The 23,288-nt window shown below is 62.8% G+C and carries 17 protein-coding genes; 10 read left to right on the top strand and 7 right to left on the bottom strand.

The window, feature by feature from the left end; translation table 11 throughout:
- The first annotated feature begins 49 nt into the window (after window positions 1–49).
- A complete protein-coding gene (gene mtnN, locus Uis1B_RS00415) occupies window positions 50–745 on the top strand; it encodes a 5'-methylthioadenosine/S-adenosylhomocysteine nucleosidase (protein WP_101614498.1) in 696 nt (231 codons plus the stop codon).
- Between the two features lie 39 nt (window positions 746–784).
- Here mtnN and Uis1B_RS00420 read toward each other — a convergent pair whose 3' ends face one another.
- A complete protein-coding gene (locus Uis1B_RS00420; protein ID WP_165782647.1) occupies window positions 785–2,041 on the bottom strand; it encodes a substrate-binding domain-containing protein in 1,257 nt (418 codons plus the stop codon).
- A 356-nt stretch (window positions 2,042–2,397) separates the two neighbouring features.
- On the opposite strand from Uis1B_RS00420, the gene Uis1B_RS00425 reads away from it, so the two are divergent.
- A complete protein-coding gene (locus tag Uis1B_RS00425) occupies window positions 2,398–3,987 on the top strand; it encodes a glycoside hydrolase family 30 protein (protein WP_101614502.1) in 1,590 nt (529 codons plus the stop codon).
- Between the two features lie 173 nt (window positions 3,988–4,160).
- Here Uis1B_RS00425 and Uis1B_RS12505 read toward each other — a convergent pair whose 3' ends face one another.
- Both Uis1B_RS12505 and Uis1B_RS00435 read right to left on the bottom strand, forming a co-directional pair.
- Window positions 4,161–4,538 carry an endonuclease domain-containing protein gene (locus Uis1B_RS12505; protein WP_207763345.1) on the bottom strand — a complete coding sequence of 126 codons (378 nt, stop codon included), beginning with the start codon at window positions 4,536–4,538 and terminating at the stop codon, window positions 4,161–4,163.
- 390 nt (window positions 4,539–4,928) lie between these two features.
- Entirely contained in the window at window positions 4,929–6,479 is a 1,551-nt protein-coding gene (locus Uis1B_RS00435; RefSeq protein ID WP_101614506.1) for a glycoside hydrolase family 30 protein, read from the bottom strand.
- A 385-nt stretch (window positions 6,480–6,864) separates the two neighbouring features.
- Between Uis1B_RS00435 and Uis1B_RS00440 the strand changes: the two genes are divergently transcribed.
- The 5 genes from Uis1B_RS00440 (at window position 6,865) to Uis1B_RS00460 (ending at window position 14,275) form a co-directional block, all read left to right on the top strand.
- Window positions 6,865–8,214, top strand: a complete 1,350-nt coding sequence (locus tag Uis1B_RS00440; RefSeq protein WP_101614509.1) for an ABC transporter substrate-binding protein — start codon at window positions 6,865–6,867, stop codon at window positions 8,212–8,214.
- Between the two features lie 199 nt (window positions 8,215–8,413).
- Window positions 8,414–9,373, top strand: coding sequence for a carbohydrate ABC transporter permease (locus tag Uis1B_RS00445; protein WP_101614511.1), 960 nt, complete (start codon window positions 8,414–8,416; stop codon window positions 9,371–9,373).
- A gap of 1 nt (window position 9,374) precedes the next feature.
- On the top strand, window positions 9,375–10,268 hold the full coding sequence (locus Uis1B_RS00450) for a carbohydrate ABC transporter permease (RefSeq protein WP_101614512.1): 894 nt from the start codon (window positions 9,375–9,377) through the stop codon (window positions 10,266–10,268).
- Window positions 10,269–10,406: 138 nt separating this feature from the next.
- Window positions 10,407–11,300 (top strand): hypothetical protein, encoded by an 894-nt coding sequence (locus Uis1B_RS00455; RefSeq protein WP_101614514.1) that lies wholly within the window; start codon window positions 10,407–10,409, stop codon window positions 11,298–11,300.
- Window positions 11,301–11,356: 56 nt separating this feature from the next.
- Entirely contained in the window at window positions 11,357–14,275 is a 2,919-nt protein-coding gene (locus tag Uis1B_RS00460; protein ID WP_101614516.1) for a sugar-binding protein, read from the top strand.
- 98 nt (window positions 14,276–14,373) lie between these two features.
- On the opposite strand, the gene Uis1B_RS00465 is transcribed toward Uis1B_RS00460, so the two are convergent.
- Window positions 14,374–15,510 carry a LacI family DNA-binding transcriptional regulator gene (locus tag Uis1B_RS00465; protein ID WP_101614518.1) on the bottom strand — a complete coding sequence of 379 codons (1,137 nt, stop codon included), beginning with the start codon at window positions 15,508–15,510 and terminating at the stop codon, window positions 14,374–14,376.
- Between the two features lie 162 nt (window positions 15,511–15,672).
- Between Uis1B_RS00465 and uxaC the strand changes: the two genes are divergently transcribed.
- From uxaC to uxuA, 3 genes are all read left to right on the top strand, one after another.
- Window positions 15,673–17,079: a glucuronate isomerase gene (gene uxaC / locus Uis1B_RS00470; RefSeq protein WP_101614520.1), complete on the top strand. Its 1,407-nt coding sequence runs from the start codon at window positions 15,673–15,675 to the stop codon at window positions 17,077–17,079.
- A 94-nt stretch (window positions 17,080–17,173) separates the two neighbouring features.
- A complete protein-coding gene (locus Uis1B_RS00475; RefSeq protein ID WP_101614522.1) occupies window positions 17,174–18,811 on the top strand; it encodes a mannitol dehydrogenase family protein in 1,638 nt (545 codons plus the stop codon).
- A 273-nt stretch (window positions 18,812–19,084) separates the two neighbouring features.
- The gene (gene uxuA, locus Uis1B_RS00480; protein ID WP_101614524.1) at window positions 19,085–20,215 is read left to right on the top strand and encodes a mannonate dehydratase; all 1,131 of its coding nucleotides are present in this window, start codon (window positions 19,085–19,087) and stop codon (window positions 20,213–20,215) included.
- Between the two features lie 775 nt (window positions 20,216–20,990).
- Here uxuA and hxlB read toward each other — a convergent pair.
- The 3 genes from hxlB to Uis1B_RS00495 form a co-directional block, all read right to left on the bottom strand.
- A complete protein-coding gene (gene hxlB, locus Uis1B_RS00485; protein ID WP_243390183.1) occupies window positions 20,991–21,545 on the bottom strand; it encodes a 6-phospho-3-hexuloisomerase in 555 nt (184 codons plus the stop codon).
- 107 nt (window positions 21,546–21,652) lie between these two features.
- Entirely contained in the window at window positions 21,653–22,273 is a 621-nt protein-coding gene (locus Uis1B_RS00490; protein ID WP_101614528.1) for an orotidine 5'-phosphate decarboxylase / HUMPS family protein, read from the bottom strand.
- Entirely contained in the window at window positions 22,270–23,241 is a 972-nt protein-coding gene (locus Uis1B_RS00495) for a sugar kinase (RefSeq protein ID WP_101614530.1), read from the bottom strand. Before Uis1B_RS00495 ends, Uis1B_RS00490 begins: the two co-directional genes overlap by 4 nt.
- Window positions 23,242–23,288 lie beyond the last annotated feature (47 nt).

Raw genomic sequence — 23,288 nt, forward strand, 5'->3', positions numbered from 1 at the left:
CTAGGATGCATTGAGGAAGCATCGGACAATCGAGATCTAAGGAGCGAACATGGTACGGACCGTGGCGATTATCGGAGCGATGGACGAAGAGGTGGCGCTGATCGCCAAGTCGTTGGAGAACGCGACGGAGACATTGGAGGCGGGGCTTACGGTCACGTCCGGCGACTACGACACCGCCGCCGGCGAACGACTGCACGTCGTGGCCACCGTGGCCGGCATGGGCACGGTGAACGCGGCATCCACCACTCAGCATCTCATCGACGTCTACCAGCCGGAAGCGGTGATCTTCTCGGGTATCGCCGGCAATCTCAACACGCATCTGCATATCAACGACGTGGTGCTCGGCGGCACGCTGCGCTACCTCGACACCGACATGCGCCTGATCGCGCAGTCCGCACCGAAGACTGAGGAGTTCTTCTCCGATCCGCATCTGCTGGATGTGGCCGATCATGCTCTGAACGACATGGGCATCACGCATATCGTCGGCATCATCGCCACCGGCAACTACTTCGTGGAGGGCCATGAGAACACGTCCCGCGTGATCCGTGAAACCGGTGCCGACGCCGTGGAGATGGAGGGTGCCGCGGTGGCCCATGTGGCCGCACGAAACGAGGTGCCCGTGCTGGTGATCCGCGCGCTGAGCGACAACGCCGACACCGAATACGAGACGTTCAAGGAGTTCGACATCAGCGAATACGCCGACACCGCGGCGCGCCTCGTGCTGAACATCCTCAGGCGCCTGTAGTCAGCATCATCCATCCGCGTGCAGTGGCGGGACGATGCGTCAGTCGTCCAACGCCACCACGCTGTGCCGGTCGATGAGCCGTGGATCCACGAAGATGTGACGGGTCGGCCAGTCGGGATGGTCGAGGCGCCACAGCAGCGAGCTGAGGCATTCGCGGGCGAACTCCTGCTGCGGGGATCGCAGTACGGTCAGCGGGCGGGAGCTCGGCGTGGCGTAGCCGTCGATCGAGATCAGCGAGACGTCGTCCGGCACGCGTTTGCCATGCCGTTCCAGTGCCTGGGCCAGCGCGATCGCCAGATAGTCGGAGTGGACGAGCAGTCCGGTGACGCCGGTTTCCAGCGTCTTGTCCACGATCTCCTCCACGCCCTGGGTGTCGTACGGCTGGATGCCGTCGATGACGAATGGGCATTCCAGCAGGTTCGTCCGTCCGGTCAGCTGGTTCCACGCCTCCTCGATCACCGCGGAGGTGGGTGTCATCGTGAAGGCGGCGCCGACGTGACGATGACCGTGCTCGCGGAAGTGGTTGATGGCCATACGCACGCCGTACGGATGGTTGGTGCGCACGGAATCGTGGTAGGTCATGGCCGCGAACGGCTGATCGCGTTCCGCCACCACCACGGGGACGGGGGAGTGGCTGATCCAGTTCCACGAGGCTTCGGAAACATCCTCCTCGGCGCTGGGGCAGGCGATGATGCCGCGCAGCGAGGAGTTTTCGGCGAACGAATCGAGGATTTCGCTTTCTCTGATCCGCTCGTATGAGGATTCGCGCACTTCGGTTCGGTATCCCAGACGGGCGGCATCGGCGCGGATCGTGTCGATCACCGTGGGCCAGAAGAAGCTGGGTTCGGGGAACATCAGACCGATCGTGCCTTTGCCGCGCGGTGTGGTGTTCGTCGTGACGGAGGGGATCGGCTGTTCGATCTGCCGGTCCAGCTGATCGATGGTTTCGGCGCTGAGCAGCGGCTCTCCCACCGTGAGCGTTTCGTCGTCGCCGTGTGCCACCGTCCGGGATGCGGCGGACTGCTGATTGGCTCCGGCGGTGTCCTTCACGCCGCCGACCGACATGGCTCCGCCGCGCACCCGTCGTAGCAGCCCCGCCTCGGCCAGAGTGGTCAGATCCCTGCGCACGGTGATCTCCGTGGTACCGAGGTATTCGGCGAGTCGGGGCACGGTGACCACGTTTTCGCGGGTGAGCAGACTGAGGATCATGTCCTGACGTTCGGCGGGCAGATAACTGCGCGGCGCGGAGGCGACGGGTTCCGCCGTGGATCGTTGAGATGATCGCTGAGTGGGCATATCGGTTCCTTTGGTTCGCTGACTATCAGCGATTATACCGTTTTGATCATAAATAATCACCACATTGGAAAGCAGTGGAAAAACTGTGATCAAAACGAGTGATATCGGGTAAATCCGGCGACGTGTTGCCATGAAAGTGCCGCGCATGATGATCGGCGGATGGCCTGTCGGTAGGGTGAAACCTTGGTTTTCAAGGCGATCGGATGTCTGATATGGATTGATTAAAGATGATTATAAATGACTAAAAGTGTGCTATATTGAAAATGAATAGCAGTCAATCAGTCAATTACCCGGTGTGCGGTCGGCAAAGTCGCGGTCGTACGGCGGAATCGGCAATCAACGGACAAAGGACAGTCATGACACAGCATTCCGCATCCTCGTTCAATGGCATGGGATTCGCCAATGAGTTCTGGACATCCACCTCGGGAGATCTCGCCCAGCGTCGTGAAACACTGAAGGCTCCCGAATATGTGACGGAGGTCGGCGATGCCACGCCGATCGTCGTGGACCCTGCCGACCGCAGGCAGCCGTGGGTCGGCGCCGGCGCGGCCATCACCGACGCGGCGGCGAGTCTGATCTGGGGATCGATGGATGCCGAACAGCGTCACGCCTTCCTTGACGACGCCTTCAACCCGGCCAAGGGCGGATTCTCGGTGATCCGCATTCCGCTCGGGTCCTGCGAGCCCAGCGCCCAGCCCTACTACACCTACGACGACCTGCCGTTCGGCGAGCATGATAACACGCTGAGCCGGTTCTCACTCGGCGAAGGCGAACCCGGTGCGCCCGACGCCACCAAGGACTTCAAGTACATCATTCCGGTGGTGCTGGAGATCCTGAAGATCAATCCGGCGGTGAAGATCATCGCCTCGCCGTGGAGCGCCCCTGCGTGGATGAAGAACACCGGGCACCTGTGCCAGGGTGGTCATCTGCGCTTCGACGAGTGGACCGGCAACGGCTTCGATCCGATGCACGACAGCTTCGAGGGCTGCTACGCCCGCTACTTCGTGAAGTACGTGGAGGAGATGGCCAAGGTCGGCATCCCGATCTGGGGCGTGACCGTGCAGAACGAGCCGAGCAACGCGCCCAAGTGGCCCGCCATGATGTGGACGCTCAAGCAGCAGGCCGAGTTCGCCCACAAGTTCCTGCGTCCCGCCATGAACGAGAAGTTCCCCGAGATGCGCATCTTCATCAACGACGACTCCACCCACAACATCCTGTGGCCGGTCAACGAGGTGGTCACCCCGCAGGAGGCGGCCAGCGTCGACGGCTTCACCGTGCACACCTATGAGGGCCCGTACTCCAACTTCTTCAACGCATCCCGTTCGTTCCCGCACTGGATGTTCGGCATGACCGAACGTCGCTGCATGATCGACGAAACCCCGGAGGATGCCGCGCACATCATGCTCGGCATCATCGGCAACTGGCTGGTGCGCAACGGTGAAAGCTTCATCGCCCTGTGGAACCTCGCCCTCGACGAGCGTGGTCTGCCCAATCAGGTGGGCGCCACCGGCCGGCGTGGTGTGGTGACGATCCAGCACGAGACCGGCGAGGTGATCCGCAACCTCGAATACTTCATGCTGCGCGCCTTCGGCCAGGACGTGACCCCCGGTTCCACGGTGATCCGCTCCACGAACCACACGCCCGACGGCTGGTCCGGCGGACTCGGTTCGGTGGCATTCCTCGGTGCGAACGGCGATGTGACCGCTCATGTATACAATCCGACCGGCGAGGCGATCGAGGCCGCGGTGACGGTCAACGGTCAGGGGGGCGCATGGCAGAAGGTGACCGTGCCCGCATGGGGTCTGGTGACCGTGCATAAGTCCAACGGCGAGATCAACGTCTCCGAAGTGCCTGAGGACGATGAGTTCGAGCTCAACCCCGCACCGAAGCATCTGATCGGCGACGTGGCACCCGGCAAGGTGCGCGTCTGGGGTCACGACGAGTGATGTCGGCTCCCGCGTGTGGCGGCTCCCGCTGGCGGGAGCTGTCTGCCGTAGGCAGACTGAGGGCGGTCCCCGACTCCCGTGGGCGGACTGAGGGTGGTCCCCGGCGTGGCCCGGCGCGGCATAGCGTTGCGCCCGCCGGCGGGAGGGGCGGGTGCGGGCTGCCGCATGTGCCGCTATGTGTGCCGTCGGACATGAGCATCGATGTTGTCGCAGACGGCCTCGAAGTGTCTGTCGATCTCCAGATTCGTATAACGGAGTACCAGCAGACCGATATCATGCAGGTTCCGGGTTCGTACCTTGTCGGCGGATCGTTGCGATGCGGCAAAGTGGCCGCTGCCATCCAGTTCGACGATGAGTTCGGCCTTTGCGCAATAGAAGTCGACGATGTAATTCAGGATGGGCTTTTGTCGTTGCCAGCGAACATGGTAGGTGCGAAGAAAATCATTCCAGAGTTTTCGCTCCCATGGGGTGGCATTTGATCGAAGTTTTCTGGCTAGGGGAACGTTGGCTTTGTTGTATGGGAGCATGGGATGTCCTTCATCGTGTGGCATCCACTCTCATCATCATATTGATGTTATCACTGTGATGGGCGCTGATTGTGTGGTGTTCCGTCGCGTGGCCACCCCCACCCGGCTTTGCTGGGAGCCCCCGCCGGCGGGGCGGTGCGTGGCGTGTGCCCGCTCCCGCCGGCGGGAGCTGTCTGCCGCAGGCAGACTGAGGGTGGTCCCCGCTCCCGCTGGCGGGAGCTGTCTGCCGCAGGCAGACTGAGGGTGGTCCCCGCTCCCGCTGGCGGGAGCTGTCTGCCGCAGGCAGACTGAGGGTGGTCTGACTGCGGCAGACTGAGGGTGGTCTGACTGCGGCAGACTGAGGGTGGTCCCCGGCGTTGCGCGTGCCGGCGGGGCTGCGTCGTCGGCCTTTGGGAACCGACGACGGCATTCGAATTATTCGAACAGTGTTTCGTCGTGGTCGTCGGCGGGATGCGGCGTGTAGATGATTTCGAAGTCGTCGTCGGCCGGTGTGGTTGAGGTGTTCACCGTCTCGTCGTTCGAAAGGTGGAAGCTCACCGTGCCGTAGGCGGGAACCGTCACCGTGCGCCACTTCGCGCCCATGCCGTTCACCGTCACCGCGGCGTCGATCGCCTCGCCGGTCGGATTGTATAGGAATCCGGCGAGATCGCCGTCGGGGGAGAGGAACGCCACCGATCCGAGTCCGCCGTGACGGCCGTCGGGCGTATGGTTCGTGGAGGCCACGCGCCGTGATCCCACGGGCACGTCCTGGCCGAAGTTGCGCAGCATGAAGTATTCGAGGTTGCGCTTGACCTTGCCGGTGGACGAATCGATGGTGATCACGCCGCGGCGGCCCGAGGTGCCGGCCCATGAGGGGAATCCCTGCTCGTCGAGCGCCATGTTCCACAGGTTGATCAGTCCCACGCCGTTGCGCACCAGCCAGGTGCCGATCTCGCCGAACATCACATGCGAGGCTTCGGCCACGGTGTCGTCGAGCATGCATCGGCGTTCGGTCATGGCCGCCTTCCAGTGCGGGAACTGGCGGGTGCCGTTGTGTACCCAGTGCGGCAGTCCGGAGTAGGTGTGGAAGGCCGCACCGGCGAAGGACTGCGCCTGCGCGGGCGTCATGTACTCGCTGGCCGGCCGTTGCCAGAATCGCAGCGAATCGTCGCCGAAGTAGATCTCCACGTCCGGGTAGGTCTTGTCGAGGGCGGGGCGCAGGTATTCGGTGCCCCAAGCGGTGAGCTCCTCCGGGGTCCAGATGGTGATCGGCCACGGGCATCCGTTGCTCGGCTCGTTCTGCATGGTCACCGAGGTGATCGGGATGCCGTATGACTCGTAGGCGGCGATGAACTTCACGAAATACTGCGCGTACACATAGTCGATGGTGTCCTGGTACCGGTAGCCGTTGCCCACGTATTCGCCGAGGCGCAGTCGTCCGGCGCCGTCGAGCCGTCCGGAGGTCTTCATCCACGCCGGGGCGCTCCACGGCGAGGCCATCACCTTGACGGCCGGGTTGATCGAAAGGATCTCCTGCAGCACCGGCACCACGTTCTTCAGGTCTCGTGTGGCGTCCGGCGCGCCGGGTTCGCCTTCGCCGATCGAGAAGTAGTCCAGTGCCGGGTCGGCCGCCACACCTTCGGGCAGATCGTCGTAGGAGTAGTAGGCCTGACTGGAGAAGTCGCTGGCGCCGATGGAGATGCGCACCGAGGAGAAGCCTCCTTGCTCGGGGTCGAACATCTCGGTGAGGATCGAGTGGCGCTGTTCGGCGCTCATCGCGTTCATGAACAGCGAGGCGCTGGAGTCGGTGATGGCCGCGCCGGCGCCTTCCCACAGCTGGTACTGCCGGGTGGGGTCGATGACGATGCGTACGGCGTCGGCCGCCGTGGTGCCGTCGACGGTGGGCGGCGGCAGGATCGGAGCGCGGCGTTCGGCGAGATCGCCGCTGGTCCGCGTCCAGTATTCGCTGCGATGGGTGGGGTGCATGGAAAGCCTCCTGTGTTCTGCTGTCTTCCTCGATCTCGGGGATGGATGTTCATCATTGAACGATGGCATTGATGACCATATAATCAAGTATAATCACAAATGAGCATTTATGGGTGACTGCGATTCGCTGGAAATTTGCTTGGCTGATGGTTTAAAACCATTGTGCCGTAAGGTTTTTCTGGATGCTGTGGTGAAATTGTCAAATGATCACGACGTGCTGAATATGAGAAAAACCTAGGAAAATTTTGGCGACACGGTATTTCAATCATAAATGAGCATGTATGATCATTACTAACAGATCGATGTGAGATGGACAACAATCAGGATGTTCTCGCTCGCGGATTTGTGCAAACGGCAATGTAGCCGATAAACGAAAGGAAGAACAATGAAGTTGAATCGCATCTTCAAAGCGGTCGCGGTGACTTCCGTCCTTGGCTTGGCGCTGGCCGGCTGCGGCGGCGGTGGTTCCTCGTCGTCGTCAAGCTCCGACGCCTTCGACAAGAACGCCAAGACCGAGATCACGATGGCCGGTTGGTCGCTGGACTCGACCCCCGAGTTCAAGACCCTCGCCGATGCGTTCATGGCGAAGTACCCGAACGTGAAGGTCAACATCAAGCAGTACTCCGCCGACGACTACGACAAGCAGATGACCGCGGACATCTCCGCCGGCTCCCAGCCCGACGTCTTCCCGATCAAGAACCTGCAGAAGTACCTCACCTACTCCCAGTCCCAGGGTCTGGCCGACCTGAGCGACATCGCCTCCGGCTACAAGGACGACAAGAACATCGACATCTCGAACTACGAGCTGGACGGCAAGTACTACGCCATGCCGTACCGCCAGGATTCCTGGGTGCTGTTCTACAACAAGGACATGATGAAGAAGGCCGGCGTGGAGACCCCGACCGACAAGTGGACGTGGGACGACTACACCAAGGCCGCCGAGCAGCTGAAGACCAACCTGCCCAAGGCCGGCTACGATGCCAAGTCCGTCTACCCGATCTACCAGCACAACTGGCAGTCCGTGGTGCAGGCCTTCGCCCTGGCCCAGACCGGATACGAGCCCGACTCCAACTTCTTCAAGGCCAACTTCGACTACATGAAGCCGTTCTACGAGCGCGCCCTCAAGTGGCAGGACGAGAAGCTCACCATCGACTGGAACACCTCCAAGACCACCTCCGTGCAGTACCAGGCGCAGTTCGGCACCCAGAAGGCGGCCATGCTGCCGATGGGTACGTGGTACGCCGCAACGTTGGTGCAGCAGCAGAAGTCCGGTGACGCCGAGAAGTTCAGCTGGGGCATCGCTCCGATCCCGCAGAACCCGGACGCCACGTCCGACTCCGACAAGCCCGTCACCTTCGGTGATCCGACCGGTCTGGCCGTCTCCTCCAAGTCCGAAGGCCAGAAGCTGGCCGCCGCCAAGGAATTCGTGAAGTTCGCCTCCGGCGAGGAGGGCGCCAAGGCGCTCGCCAAGATCGCCACCACCCCGGCCTACTTCTCCGACGCCGTGGCCGACACCTACTTCGGCGTGGACGGCATGGCCACCGACGATCTGACCAAGAACGCCTGGCAGAACCACGACACCAAGCCGGAGAACCCGGTCGGTGAGGGTTCCGACACCATCATCTCCCTGCTCAACGACGCCCACTCCTCGATCATGACCGAAACCTCCTCCGTGAACGACGCACTCGCCAAGGCCACGCAGGACATCAAGGATCAGGGCATCGTCACCGAGTGATCGGATTATCACCGAGTGATCGGTAGGTAGCCGACAACCCGTATCCATTTCCCTATCGAACCACAGGCACGGTCCTGGACCCATAACCCCGGACCGTGCCTTTTGCTTGCAACCAGTACTATTCGCGAACCGATCGGCGGTATGACGCTCATGCCGTACGAAGAAAAAGATCGGTTCCGGCGAAAGGAGAAAAGCGGTCATGTCCCACACGGCGGCTGCTCAGGTCGATCAGCGACCGACCGACGGCGAAGGTCAGGAGCCTTCGCACAACAAGGGGAAGATGTCGAGCGCTGCGATTTCCCGGCGTAATTTCCTGCATGGCGTGGCGTTCATCACGCCGAACTTCCTTGGCTTCATCTTTTTGATCCTCATTCCGGTGTGCGCCCTGTTCTACATCGCCAACACCCGGTGGAGCGCCTTCGGCAACCCGGTGTTCACGGGCGCCGCGAACTGGCGGCGTCTGATGCGCGACAGCGTGTTCAAGGACTCGTTCTGGAACACCATCTACTACTCCGTCGTCCATATCCCGCTCACCCTCGTGCTGGCGTTCGGCCTGGCCGTGCTGCTCAATTCCAAGCTCAAGGGTCGCTCATTCTTCCGTACGGTGGCGTTCTTCCCGTACATCACCTCGATCGTGGCCGTCGCCCAGGTGTGGAACATGCTGTTCGACGCCCGTAGCGGCGTGATCAACCAGATCATCGGCATCTTCACCGACAACGTGCCCGGATGGCTCGGTTCGACCACATGGGCCATGCCCGCGGTCATCATCGTGGCCACATGGCGTGAGGCCGGCTACTTCATGATCCTGCTGCTCGCAGGTTTGCAGACCATTCCGAGCGAACTGTACGAAGCCGCTCAGCTCGACGGTGCGAACGCCTGGCAGCGCTTCTGGAAGGTGACCGTGCCGTGCATGCGTCCCACCCTGTTCTTCGTGATGGTCACGCTGACCATCGGCTCGTTCAAGATCCTCGACCTGACGCTGATCATGACCGGCGGCGGCCCCGGCACCTCCACGCTGGTGCTCGCGCAATACGTGTACAAGGTGGCGTTCGAGCGCGGCGACTTCGGCTACTCCGGCACCGTGTCGCTCGTGCTGTTCGCCCTGTGCATGGTGGTCACGCTGATTCAGTTCTGGTACAACAACCAAAAGGAGAAGTGAGATGACTGCTCAGACTGCATTCCCCAACGCGGTCAGCTCCGCCGACGTCCCGTTCAACAAGAAGCCCGTATCCCCGGGCAAGATCATCGGCACGGTGATCGGCTACGCGGCCATGATCGCCTGCTCGCTGTTCATCCTGCTGCCGTTCATCTGGATGGTTCTCGCCTCCGTGAAGCCCAACAACGAGGTCTTCATGGTGCCGATGAAATGGCTGCCCAGCGTATGGCATTGGGAGAACTATGCGAATATCTGGACCGACTCCAGCATGCTGCTGTGGGTGGGCAACACCGTGTTCTTCGCCATCTGCGTGACGTTCCTGCAGGTGTTCACGGGTTCGTTCGCCGCCTATGGCTTCTCCAAGATCCGCTTCCGCGGCCGCAACACCCTGTTCCTCATCTACATCGCCACCATGGCCGTGCCGTGGCAGGCGTACATGATCCCGCAGTTCAAGATGCTGTCCGCGATCGGCCTGGCCGACACCCGCTGGTCGATCATCCTGCTGCAGGCGTTCGGTGCGTTCGGCGTGTTCATGATGAAGCAGTTCTATGACACGATCCCCGAGGAGCTTTCCGAGGCGGCCCGTCTCGACGGCCTTTCGGAGTTCGGCATCTACCGCAAGGTGATCCTGCCGCTGTCCGGACCGTCGATCGCGGCGCTTGGCATCATCACGTTCACCAATACGTGGAACGACTACATGGGCCCGTTGATCTACCTGCGCAGTCCCGACCTGTACACGATCCAGCTTGGTCTCAAGACGTTCATCTCGCAGAACTCCGCCGACTACGCGATGATCATGACCGGTTCGGTGATGAGCGTCCTGCCGATCCTGGTGGTCTTCCTCCTAGGCCAGCGCCAGTTCATCGAAGGCATCGCCACATCGGGTATGAAAGGATAACACCTCTCCGCGGCCATGGTTCTTCTCCTTTCTTCCCATGGCCGCCCGACACCGGGACGGGGTTTCAGCACCAGCCCCGCCCCGGTTTTCATATTCCGTTCCCGTCCGACCATTCCCGTCCACCCACCTAGGAGTATCATGACCGCCATGTCCGATCAGGTTCCGCAGAAGAAGTCCTCGTCGAATTTCGCCGGCACGTTCCTCACCGTCGCGAATTCGATCTTCGTGCTGTTGGCGGTGGGTTGGTGCTCGCTGATCGGCATGCTGCCGCTGGTCGCGGCGATCGGTTTCGTCCGAGACCTGACCGCCTATCCGATGATCCTGCTGGCCTTCGCGCTCAGCGCACCCGGCATCGCCGCCATGTTCGCCGTGTTCCGCGATCAGCCCACCTTGTTCTCCCGTAATGCCGCGATCCGTGCGAAGGTGTATCAGGATCACGAACACGACCCCGACTTTCCTCCGGATTGGATCGCCGAACCCTACGTCGATCCGAATCATGACGCCAGCGTGATCCGCCCGTACTTCCGCGCCTACGCCCGTGTGTTCCGGCGGTCTCTGGCCATGGGCGTCACCTTCGCGGCGCTCGCGTTCTGCGCCCTGTACAACATGCAGATCTTTTCCCGCCTGTCGTTCGGTCTGTATGTCACGCCGGCTCTCGCGGTGTGCGTGGTGTTGCTGGCCGAGGCGTTTCTGATCTCGCTGCTGCTGGTGGTTGAGTATCCGAAGGCGAAATACCTCGCCACGTTGAGGAACGCGCTGATGCTGTCGGTGAAGCGCTTCTACATGATCGTGATCTCCGGCATCGTGCTCGTCGCCTTCGGCTACGCGATCGTCACCTGGGGGCCGATTCTGTTCCTGCTGCTTGGTACGGGCGTGGTGGGCTACATGCTGTGGTCGTCGGTGCGCTGGCAGGCGGACGTGCTGTTCGCGATGATGGCCAACGAAAGCAAGGACAAGCGCATCATCGACATGTATGACGCCGAGGGGCGTGGCGGCAATTTCTTCACCGCGCAATCCGATTGGAAGCAGTAGTCGATCGGAAGCGGCGGCGCCGATACCAAGCCAATGAAAACAGTAGGGGGTCTACGATGACCACATTGAAGCCGGTCCATCTCACCGTCGACGCCGAAACCGTCCGCAGGGCAGCCGCAAGCCGGCATGGCCTCACCTACAAGGGTTTCGGCGTGCTGTCCGGTAACGCCACGTCCAGTCTGCTGCTGGACTACAAGGCCGAGCATCCGAGCGAATACTGGCGTCTGGTCGAAACCCTGTTCGGCACGGACCGGCCGATCATGAATCTCGTCAAGGTGGAGATGGGCAACGATCGCAACAACTCCACCGGGCCGAACGCGGCCACGATGCGCGAACCAGACGAGTATCCGGCCGTCACGCGCGAACCGGGATTCCAGCTGGCGGCCGATGCGCGCCGATACCAGCCCGACCTGCATGTGAGCATGCTGCGCTGGCATGCGCCGACGTGGGTGCGGAGCAACGACGACGTCTATCGCTGGTACAAGAACACGATTCTCGCGGTCTGGCGCGAATACGGCTACATGGTCGACACGGTGAACCCCGACGTGAACGAACGGACGGCCGATCTGGCGTGGGTGGCCGAATTCAAACGTCGCGTGGCCACCGACGAGACCGGGTTCATCGGCACCGGTCCCGATGATCCGAACTCCGGATTCCATTCGGACGAGGAGCGTGAGCTGTTCCATCGGATCCGCGTGATCACCTCCGACGAGGAGGTGACGGGCACGTTCGGTCCCGATCTGATCGCCGATGCCGATCTGCGGGAGGCCATCGACATCGCGGCCTACCATTACAGCGTTGCGGACGACGACGATTGCAGTTTCACCCGTCTGGCCGACGACTGTGACAAGGAGATCTGGAATTCCGAGGCGCAGGCCACGTTTTCGAACTCGGCGGACCGGCCGAACAATACGATGGACCGATTGCGGCCGGACGGGCATCGCCGCCCCTCCGACTGTCAGGCCGATGGTACCGGCACGGGGATCTCCGGCTCCGGCGAGGTGGGCACCGGCATCGGCGGCATCGGCTCGCCGTTGGAGATGGCCAACACCCTGATCAAGGCGTTCGTCCGCTCCCGCAGGACGAATGCCATCTACCAGCCGGCCATCGGCGCGTTCTACGAAGGCCTCGAATACTCGTACAAGGAGCTGATCTCCGCCCGTGATCCGTGGAGCGGGTGGATCTACTACGACGCCGGTCTGGTGGCCTTGCAGCATTTCTGCCGGTTCGCCCGGCTCGGCTATGGTCCCGAGGCATGGCGGGCGCTGCCGGAGGCCTCGGTGAGCGAGGTCGGCGGCAACAATCCGGTTTGCGGGGCCAGATCGGGTGAGCCGTCCGCGCTGACGATGGTCTCTCCGGACGGCGATGACGTGTCCACGGTGATCGTCAACGACAGCGGACTGCCACGCGAATACCGTCTCGATGTCGTCGGCGTGCCCGCGGCGGGCCGGACGATGCGACTGTGGCGCACCCGCGCGGCCGGGGTCGGGCAGCCGTACGACGCCGAATATCTGCGGTATATCGGCGATGTCGAACCGCAGGGTTCGCCTGCCGACGTCGATGACTCGGCTGGTGATTCGGCCGGCGGCCCGGCGGTTGGAAGCGATGCCGATTCCGCGCGTTCCGCCGAATACGCGGTGACGGTGGAGCCGTGGTCGATGGTCACGCTCACCTCGTTGGATGTCGATGACATTCCGCGACCGGGGATCCCCCACACCGATGAGCGTGCGCGTACCGTATTGGACGTCGATCCGGATGGGCGGACGCTGTACGAGGACGATTTCGAGTATGCCGACGAGCCACCCGTCACCGTGTGGAAGCATGGACGATTGGTTGAGGAGGATTACCTCGACAGCCGCGGGGGAGCGGCCGGTGCGGTGCCGCGATACACCACCGATACCAATGGGGCCTTCGAAGTCGTGCCATATGACGATACGGAGTGGGGCGTCTCGCCGGCGACGGGCACCGCCGGATCGGATGGTGCAGCCGGGGAGGTTCGGGCCCGCGGACCGCATGTGCTGCGTCAGCAGGTCGACTGGCGTCACGCCGGCAACGCCTGGATCGAAGGCGACCCGCGAACCTCCATCGGCGATATGCGTTGGATGAACTACCGGGCCGGAGTGGACGTGATGTTCGAACCGTACGAGGGGCGCGCCCCCTATGTGCTGCTCGGCGTGCGCGAAATGGGCGGAAACAAGTTCAGCACCGATCTTGCCGCCTATGACTTCAAGCTGCGGGCCGACGGCGTATGGCTGCTGCGGCGATATGGCGACGAGGTTCGGCGAGGCCACGGCGTTGACCTGGCTCTGGCCGGCACGGGGTTCCGTTCCGGAGCCGGCGTGTGGAACCGCGTGGAGATTCAGGCCGCGGACGGTGAGATCACCGTGTTCGTCAACGGCATGGAGCTGACGCGATGGACGGATCCTCATCCGCAGACCGCCGGCCGTGTGCAGCTCGGCACCAGTTTCGACCATGTGCTGTTCGATCGGCTGCGCGTCGAGCGGTTGGATACGGAGCGGTTGGATGCGGATGGGATGGGTCGGGGTCTGCCGGCGTACTACCGCGAACTGATCGACGACATGCACATGGTGTCGTGGGATGATTCCTGTACGCAGGTGCTTGATTACGCCGGTCCGTGGACCCATGAGAACGGCAGGGGCATGTTCGACTATCAGCGCACCACGTCCACGGCACTGAGGGCGGGCGCGAGACTGACGATCGACACCGACGCGGACGGCATCGACCTGTTCGCCCGCAACGCAGCCGAGCTGAATCCCGTGGGGGAGCGTGAAACCGCCCGGTTCGACGTGACCGTGGACGGCGAACCGTTCCGGCGGGCCGAACCCACCGTGGAGACGGCCAGCGCGCTGCGGACGGCGTTGACCCTGCGCGGCCTGCCCGCCGGAGGTCATCGCGTGACCTTCGAACTCGTCGGCGGCATCCCCTTCGCCCTCGACGCCGTAGGACTCTGCTGAACCTAAGTCCTTCAGGCTTCCCCTGTGAGGGGAAGCTGTCGGCGTGAGCCGACTGATGAGGTGGTTGGGCGGCCGGTGGCTTGGGCGGCCATCGCGGTCTACCGCAGATGGATGGCCGGGTTCGCGCGGCCGGTGCTGCTTCGCGGAATGAACGTGGACTTGAGGAACAGCGGGCTTCGGCTGGTGTCGGTCTTCTGATGCCTCACCTGCGCGATGATCTCGTCCACCGCCAGTTCCGCCGGCTCCTTGCGCGGCAGCTTCACCGTGGAAAGACTCGGCGTCACCAGCGAACTGACCGGGGTGTCGTCGATGCCGACCAGCGAGATGTCCTCGGGGACCCTGATGCCTCGAGCCTGCATCGCCTTCATGAAACCGATGGCAACGATGTCGTTGTACGCCACCACTGCGGTGGTGGGGGTTCTGAGGAATTCGTCGGCATACTTGTAGCCGCCGATGTACGAGGGTGCGTTGGCGTTGATGCGACGAAGCCGGATGCCTCGCTGTTCGCAGATCTCGATCATCGTGCGCCAGCGTCGTCCGTCCTGCCAGGAGGCCTCCGGCCCGGAAAGATAGGTGATCTCCTCGTGGCCTAGATCGGCGAGATAGTTGACCGCCTGCTCCAGGCCGACGCGGGCGTCGGGAATAATCGACTGCACGCCGCGGATCGGGCGGTTCAGGGCGATCAGCGGCGTGATCTCGGCAAGCTTGCGGATCGTGGCGTCGGACGACCGTGACGACGAAAGGATCAGCCCATCCACATGGCCCATGGTCAGATTCAACGCCTTGCGCTCGATGATGCTGGTCTCCTCGAAGTCGATGACCAACAAGCCGAATCCCTTGCGCAGACACTGATGCTGCGCGCTTTTGACGTAATCGGCGAAGATCGGATTACCCAGATCGGCCACGGTGATGGCAATCATGCTGTTGACGTGATCCCTGTCGCGCATGCTCAGCGAGGTGACCGCCTTGGCCCGGTAGCCCAGTCGATCCGCAACCTCGCGGATGCGCTGGGCCGTCTGCGCGCTCACTCTGCCGGGGCGTGCGAAGGCCCGGGATACGGTGGAAGGGGAGACCCCCACTTCGCGTGCCACGTCGCGGATGGTGACGTTGCCGCTGTGGCGTCCCTGCCCGGTATCGATTCCGGTGTTGATCTCGCCGTCGTCCATGCCGGCTGCGTCGCCGAGCCCCTCTTGGATCGGTGAAGCGTCGTCGTTGGCGTTCTGCATATGGTTCATACGCTTTCTCTTATGGTCGGGGATTACCCCTTACTGTACCTATCCGTGCGGAATATCGTCCTCATCCATCCCATAAAGGGCAAACCGTGGCAACCGCAGTGGGTCGGTATTAGATCGAACTAATAATCAAAGAGGAGGAAACGAAACAAAGGAGTTCTCATTATGGTACATGCAGATAGGCTTCTTCCTGCCGATCCGACCACTCGCGACATCGCCCGCGAGCTGTACGACGAAGTCAAGGACATGCCGATCATCTCTCCTCACGGCCATGTTCCGGTCGAATGGTTCCACGACAAGGATTACCACTTCGACAACCCGACCGAGCTGTTCATCACCCCTGACCATTACGTGACCCGCATCCTGCACTCCCAGGGCGTGGATCTCAAGGATCTCGGCGTCGGGCAGAAGGAATTCACCCCCGAACAGGCCAAGCACGCCTTCGAACTGCTCGGCAAGTTCTGGCCCGCATACGCCGGCACCCCGATGCAGTACTGGTTCGATGACGAGCTCGCCACCGTCTTCGGCATCGACAAGCCGTTCGGTCCCGACACCGCCGGCGAAATCTACGACGAGATCAACGATGATCTGAAGCAGCCCGAATTCTCCACCCGTGCTCTGGTGAAGAAGTTCAACATCGAGTTCATCTCCACCACCGACGACACCCTCGACGATCTGCACCTGCACGACGAGACCAACGCCGATCCCGATTTCCCGGCCCGCCTGGCCCCGGCCTTCCGTCCGGACATCTACCTCGAGCCCTACAAGACCGCCAACTGGGCGCAGCAGGTCGAGAAGCTCGGCGAGGTCGCCGGCATCGACGCCACCACCTACGCCGGCTTCACCGAGGCCCTGCGTCGCCGTCGTCAGTACTTCAAGGCCCACGGCGCCGTGCTGTCCGATCACTCCCACGCCGACGTGCGCACCGACCGCCTTTCCGACACCGAGGTCAACCGCCTGTTCAAGCAGGCCATGGCCGGCAACATCACGCCGGAGGAGGGCGATCAGCTGCGTCGTCACTTCTTCGCCGATCAGGTGGAGATGGCTCAGGAGGACGGTCTGGTCATGACCGTTCACCCGCACGTCCACCGCGACTACGATCCGCAGAACCTCGCCGAGTACGGCGTGAACATCGGCGCCGACATTCCGGCCAAGGCCGAGTTCGCCGTCGATCTCAAGAGCCTGCTCAACAAGTACGGCAACAACCCCGACTTCCACTTCGTGGCCTTCACCCAGGACGAGACGGTCTACTCCCGCGAGCTCGGCCCGCTGGCCGGCTTCTACCCGAGCCTGTACGTCGGCGCCCCGTGGTGGTTCCTCGACTCCCCGGAGCCGATCCTGCGCTACTTCGACTACATCACCACCGCGGCCGGCTTCTCCAAGCTGTCCGGCTTCATCGACGACACCCGCGCCCTGTGCTCGATCCCGACCCGTCACGACACCAACCGTCGTCTCACGGCCCGCTTCGTCTCCGGTCTGGTCGCCGATCACCGTCTGAGCCTCGACGAGGGCAAGCGCGTGATGCGTGAATCCGTGAAGGAAGGCCCGCGCCACGTCTTCAAGCTCGACTGATCCGCTTCCCGGTTACGGTCGATCGTCCATATCTCGCATATCGAAAAACGCCGGCGGCATCGAAGTCGCCGGCGCATGAAAGGAAACACTGACAATGGTTCTTCATCTGACCGATGATTTCAAGGCCAACGCCGCCGAATGGGAGGCTGCGGGCACCAAGCTGCCGCAGTACGATCCGAAGGCAGTCGCCGAATACACCGCCGAACACCCCTACTGGGTCCACTTCGGTGCCGGCAACCTGTTCCGCGAGGTCCAGGCTCTCATCGCCCAGGATCTGCTCAACCAGGGCGAGGTCAAGGCCGGTGTGATCGTGGCCGAGACCTTCGACGCCGACATCATCACCGACGCCTACAAGCCGTACGACAACCGCGGCCTGTCCGTGATCCTCAAGTCCGACGGCTCGGTCGAAACCGAGCTGGTGGCCTCCGTCGCCGAATCCTTCGGCGTCAAGGCCCACGACGAGGTGTGGGACGGTCTGGTCAAGGTCTTCACCAACCCCGAACTCCAGTTCGTCACCGTGACGATCACCGAAAAGGGCTACGCCATCAGGAACAACGACGGCGAGCTGCTGCCGTGGATCGCCCCCGAAGTCGAGAACGGCCCCGATTCCGCCGTCTCCGCCATGGGTGCCATCACCGCCCTGCTGCTCGAGCGCTACAAGGCCGGCCAGCTGCCGATCGCCATGGTGAGCACCGACAACTTCTCGCAGAACGGCGACCGCTTCCGCTCCGTGATCGTCGACTTCGCCAAGCTGTGGGCCGACAAAGGCTTCGTCCCCGAGGACTTCGTCACCTACGTGGAGGATCCGGCCAAGGTCGCCTTCCCGCTGACCATGATCGACCGCATTACCCCGAACCCCGCCGACTCCGTCTCCAAGCTGCTGGAGGAGAAGGGCTTCGCCGACAACAAGATCTTCCACACCGCCAAGGGCACCAACGTGGCCCCGTTCGCCAACGCCGAGGAGACCTGGTACCTCGTCATCGAAGACACCTTCCCGAACGGCCGTCCGGCTCTGGAGAAGGCCGGCGTGTTCCTGGGAGACCGCGACACGGTGAACAAGGCCGACGAGATGAAGGTCACCACCTGCCTCAACCCGGTGCACACCGCCCTGGCCGTCACCGGCCGTCTGATGAGCTACGATTCGATGAGCGAGACCATCGGCGACAAGGACCTCAAGGCCCTCGCCGAGCGTCTGGCCTACGTCGAGGGCCTGCCCGTCGTGGCCGACCCCGGCATCTTCTCCCCGAAGGAATTCGCCGAGAAGGTCATCGACGTGCGCGTGCCGAACCCGAGCCTGCCCGACTCCCCGGTCCGCATCTCCACCGACACCTCCCAGAAGGTGCCGATCCGCTTCGGCGTCACGATCAAGAAGTACGTCGAATCCCCGGATCACGACGTGAACACGCTCGTCGCCATCCCGCTGGCCATCGCCGCCTGGCTGCGCCTGCTGCTCGGCACCGACGGCAAGGCCACCGACGACAACGGCAACGAGATCACCCTGAGCCCCGATCCGCGCATCCCCGAGCTGCAGAGCGCCCTCGCCTCCCTGAAGGTCGGCGGCGACCTGTCCAAGGCCGACGAGGTGCTCAAGCCGATCCTCGCCGACGCCACGCTGTGGGGCACCGATCTGACCCAGACCCCGCTGGCCGAGAAGATCGTCGGCTACTTCAAGGAGTTCGCCGCCGGAACCGGCACCCTGCACCCGGTGCTGGAGAAGGAACTCGGCCTGTAAGGGCTGTCTTTCCCAGAGGAAGGGAGTGGGCGCGGAGAGTCGTGATGCCTCCGTTCCAATGGCTCCCCTCCCTTGGGAAAGGAAACCGGTTGCGGATTGCAGACCCCCTGTTGGCTTCCCTCCCTTGGGGGAGGGGAGCTGTCGGCGGATGCCGACTGAGGAGAGGGGATAGGACCACGGTCCGCACATGCACGCGCATTCATCCGCGTGCACACTTAAACGTAAACTGACAATCGAAATATCACCACCAAACAACAGGTAAGGATTACCACAATGAAGATGGGTTTCCGTTGGTACGGCGAAGGTAACGACACCATTTCGCTGGACGACATTCGTCAGATCCCCGGTGTCGAGACGATCGTGTGGTCCCTGCATCACAAGCAGGCCGGCGAGCTGTGGGAGCCGGAGGAGATCGAGGCCGAGATGAAGAAGATCACCGGCCTGTCCGACTACGACCGCAAGCACGGCATCACCAAGACGTTCAACGCCGACGTGGTCGAGTCCGTGAACGTGCACGAGTCCATCAAAACCGGCAAGACCATGCTGGGCATGAGCCGCGACGAGGCCCTGGACAACTACCGCAAGACCATCGAGAACCTGGGCAAGGCCGGCGTGAAGGTCGTCACCTACAACTTCATGCCCGTGTTCGACTGGCTGCGCACCGACATGTTCCACCCGAGCCCGGACGGTTCCACCGCGCTGTACTATGACGCGCACAAGGTGGCCCAGCTCACGGACCCGCAGGCTCTGATCGACGAGACCCTCAACGGTGCCGGCAACCTGACCATGCCGGGCTGGGAGCCGGAGCGCCTGGCTCACCTGCCGGAGTTCATCGAGGCCTACAAGGGCATCGACCACGACAAGTACTACGAGAACTACAAGGTGTTCCTGGACGCGGTGATCCCCACCTGCGAGAAGTACGACGTCAAGCTCGCCGTGCACCCCGACGACCCGGCGTTCGACCTGTTCGGCTGGCCGCGTGTGGTGTCCTCCAAGGAGGGCATCCAGCGCGTGCTCGACCTGAACCCGAGCCCGTACAACGGCCTGTGCCTGTGCCTGGGCTCGTTCAGCTCGCGCCGCGGCAACGATCCGGTGGACGCCGTCAAGACGTTCATGGACCGCATCCACTTCTCGCATGTGCGCAACATCAAGTTCCTGGACGAGGCGGGCTCCTTCTCCGAGGTGGGTCATCGCGCGTCCGAGGGCGATGTGGACACGATCGGCATCATGAAGGCGTACGCCGAGGCCGACTACCAGGGGTACATTCGTCCGGACCATGGCCGTCATTTGTGGAACGAGAACACGCCTGAGCACAAGCCTCGTCCGGGTTACGGTCTGTATGATCGTGCTCTGGGTATCCAGTATCTGCTGGGTGTGTGGGACGCCGTCAAATACAACAAGTAGGTTCTCGGCACTCTGATACTCCTTTCAATCGGTTGCAAGGGGCCTTCGCCGCGCGATTCGAACCGCGCGGCGAAGGCCCCTTTGTCATATCGTTCCTTTGCCTATCACCTCATCCGTCCGGCTTCGCCGGCCACCTTCCCCTCCGAGGAGGAGAGGAGGGCGTGGGTGTTGGGCTTCCCCTTGAGGGGAAGCTGGCAGCCGTAGGCTGACTGATGAGGTGGCGTGGGCGACGCACGCCTGTCGGCTCGCCTGAGCCCTGGAAACGCCCCGGCGTTTCCTCAACGGGCTCAGCCTACGGGGAAGGTCACAGTGGGCCGAAGAAGGCTATGGGTATGAAAAAGGGTCTTCCGACTGGCATCCGGAAGACCCTGGGAGGAAAGAAAGGAGAGCTCGGGCTTCCCCCATTGGGGGAAGCTGTCGGCGTGAGCCGACTGATGAGGGAATATCGTTTGACCGTCGTCCATCACCTCATCCGTCCGGCTTCGCCGGCCACCTTCAACCGCAATAGCGGAGGCCTTACGGCCGCGTTCCGTAAGCACGCCTGTCGGCTCGCCCGAGCCCTAGAAACGCCTCCGGCGTTTCCTCAACGGGCTCAGCCTACGGGGAAGGTCGTGGGTGTTGGGCTTCCCCCGCCGGGGGAAGCTGGCAGCCGTAGGCTGACTGATGAGGGGCCTCCGACTCACCTCATCCGTCCGGCTTCGCCGGCCACCTTCCCCTCAAGGGGAAGGTAAGCGGTCGGTCACTCCACGTTGGCATCTGCTGGAGTGACCGAGAGTCACTCCACGTTGGCGTGGTTGGCGTTGGCCTGGGCGTCGGAGACGTGGTCACGACGGGAGATCATCAGGCACAGTGCGTCAAGCGCGATGTGCACGCTCTGATCGAACAGCGAGCTCAGCAGCTGAATCGAACCACCGGCCTCGCCCTTGACTCGGCCCGGCACCAGAATCACGGCGTCGGCCGCGGCGGCCAGCGGGGATTCCGGCTTCGAGGTGACGGCGATCACCTTCACGCCCAGCTTCCTGGCGGCTTCGGCGTCCTCGACGGTCTTGCGGGTCTTGCCCGAGCCGGAGATCGCGAGCAGCACGTCGCCCTCATGCATGGAGGGGCAGATCGTCTCGCCCATCATGTAGCTGGTGTAGCCGATGTGCATCATGCGCATGGCGAAGCTGCGGGCCTGGAATCCGGAACGACCCTCGCCGGTGGCGTACACGCGGTCGTTGCGGGCGATGAGATCGCGGGCCGCCTCCAGATCATGCTCGTCCATCTTGGCGATCACGCCTTCGATCTCCTCGACGATCTGGTCGAGAATCCTGGCATTGTCGGTCATCATATGCTCCTTAGTGGTTGTGTGATTGATAACGAACTGTTTGATAACGAACGCTGATCCGTATGAATGATGCGTACGCATCGGCTGACTGATCAGCAGATCTGCGGATCCTATGCGCACAGGGCCTTGCACTCGGCGGCGGCCGCGGCGATGTCGTCGGCCTTGGTGATGGCCGATCCCATGATCACGATCTCCACGCCTTCGGCGGCGAGCCCCGCCAGCTGAGGCTTCTTGATGCCTCCGGCGATGGCGATATGCCTGATCTGCGGGTAGCGGGCCTTGAACGCCCGAACCTGACCGACCGGGTCGGCCGTCGCACCTGAATCCACCGACGTGTGCAGGCAGTAGACGGCATCGGGGAACACGGAGATCCTGTCGATGCGCTCGTCGTCACACTCCAGCAGGTCGATCATCATCACACCGTCATGTTCGGCGGCGGAATCGTAGCAGACCTGCAGCGTGCCCAGCGAGGACGATCCCATGACGGTGAGGTACGTGAACCCGCAGTCGAATCCGAGATCGAACTCGTACTTGCCTTCATCGCAGGTCTTGATGTCGCCGAGTACGGCGGTTCCGTTCGCGGCCTCGATGAGCGGGGTGATCGCGCGGACGCCGAACTCCTTGGTCAGCGAGGTGCCGACCTCGATCACGTCGGCCGCGGCGGCCACTTCGCGGATGATGGCTTCGGCGCACGGCACGTCCACGCGGTCGATGGCTACCTGCAGCTTCACAGCGACACCTCCTTGCGCGGGGTTTCGGCGATGAAGCGTTCCAGCTCGGCGCGGGTGGGCAGGCCTTCGGAATCGGAGACGCTGGTCACCTGAATCGCGCCGACCGCATTGGCCCGCTCCAGCAGATGCTCGGCGTCGAGTCCTTCGAGCAGACCGGTGATGGCTCCGGAGGCGAAGCCGTCGCCCGCGCCGACGGTGTCGACCACCGTCACCACGAAGCTCGGCACCACGGTTTCGACGAGTTCGCCGCGATCGTCGCGCTCGAACAGTGCGGATCCGGTGTCGCCCAGCTTGATGATCACCTTCTTCACGCCCATGTCGAGATAGAACTCGGCGATGTCGCGCGGGTTCTGACGGCCGGAGAACAGCTGGCCTTCGGAAAGCCCGGGCATGAACACGTCGGACTTGGCGGCGAGCTTGTTCGTGGCGTAGATCATCTCCTCCTCGCTGTGCCACAGCGTCGGGCGGGGGTTCGGATCGAAGGTGACGGTCACGCCGTGCTCCTTGGCCGCGTCGATGAGCTTCGACTCGGTTTCGTAGGTGTTCGGCGCGAGGGCGGCGAACACGCCGGTGACGTGCAGGATCTTCACACCGTCGAAGTCCACGTCGTCCACGATGTCGGGCGTGGTCTTGCTGGCGGCCGAGCCGGCACGGAAGTAGATCACCTTCGGATCGCCGTCGGGCAGCACCACCTTGAGCTGGGAGCCGGTGGCGGCCTTGGTGGTGCGGCGGATGTTGGTGGTGTCGATGTCGATGGTGTTCATGTAGTCGACGATCATGTCACCCTGCCAGTCCTGTCCCAGCGTGGTGACGTAGCTCACCGAGTGTCCCTGGCGGTTGACGCCGATGGCGACGTTGAACTCGCAGCCGGCCATCTGGGTCGGCAGGGTGCGGGCCTCCACATAGGTCTGTTCGGAATCGGCGATGAGATTCACCATGGGTTCGCCGATGGTCATGACTTCGGACATTTGCTGCGCTTTCTGTTTGTAATGCGGTCTCGGTCGGTTTCAGGCTC

Source organism: Bifidobacterium margollesii, from assembly GCF_002860355.1.
GTDB classification, from domain to species: domain Bacteria; phylum Actinomycetota; class Actinomycetes; order Actinomycetales; family Bifidobacteriaceae; genus Galliscardovia; species Galliscardovia margollesii.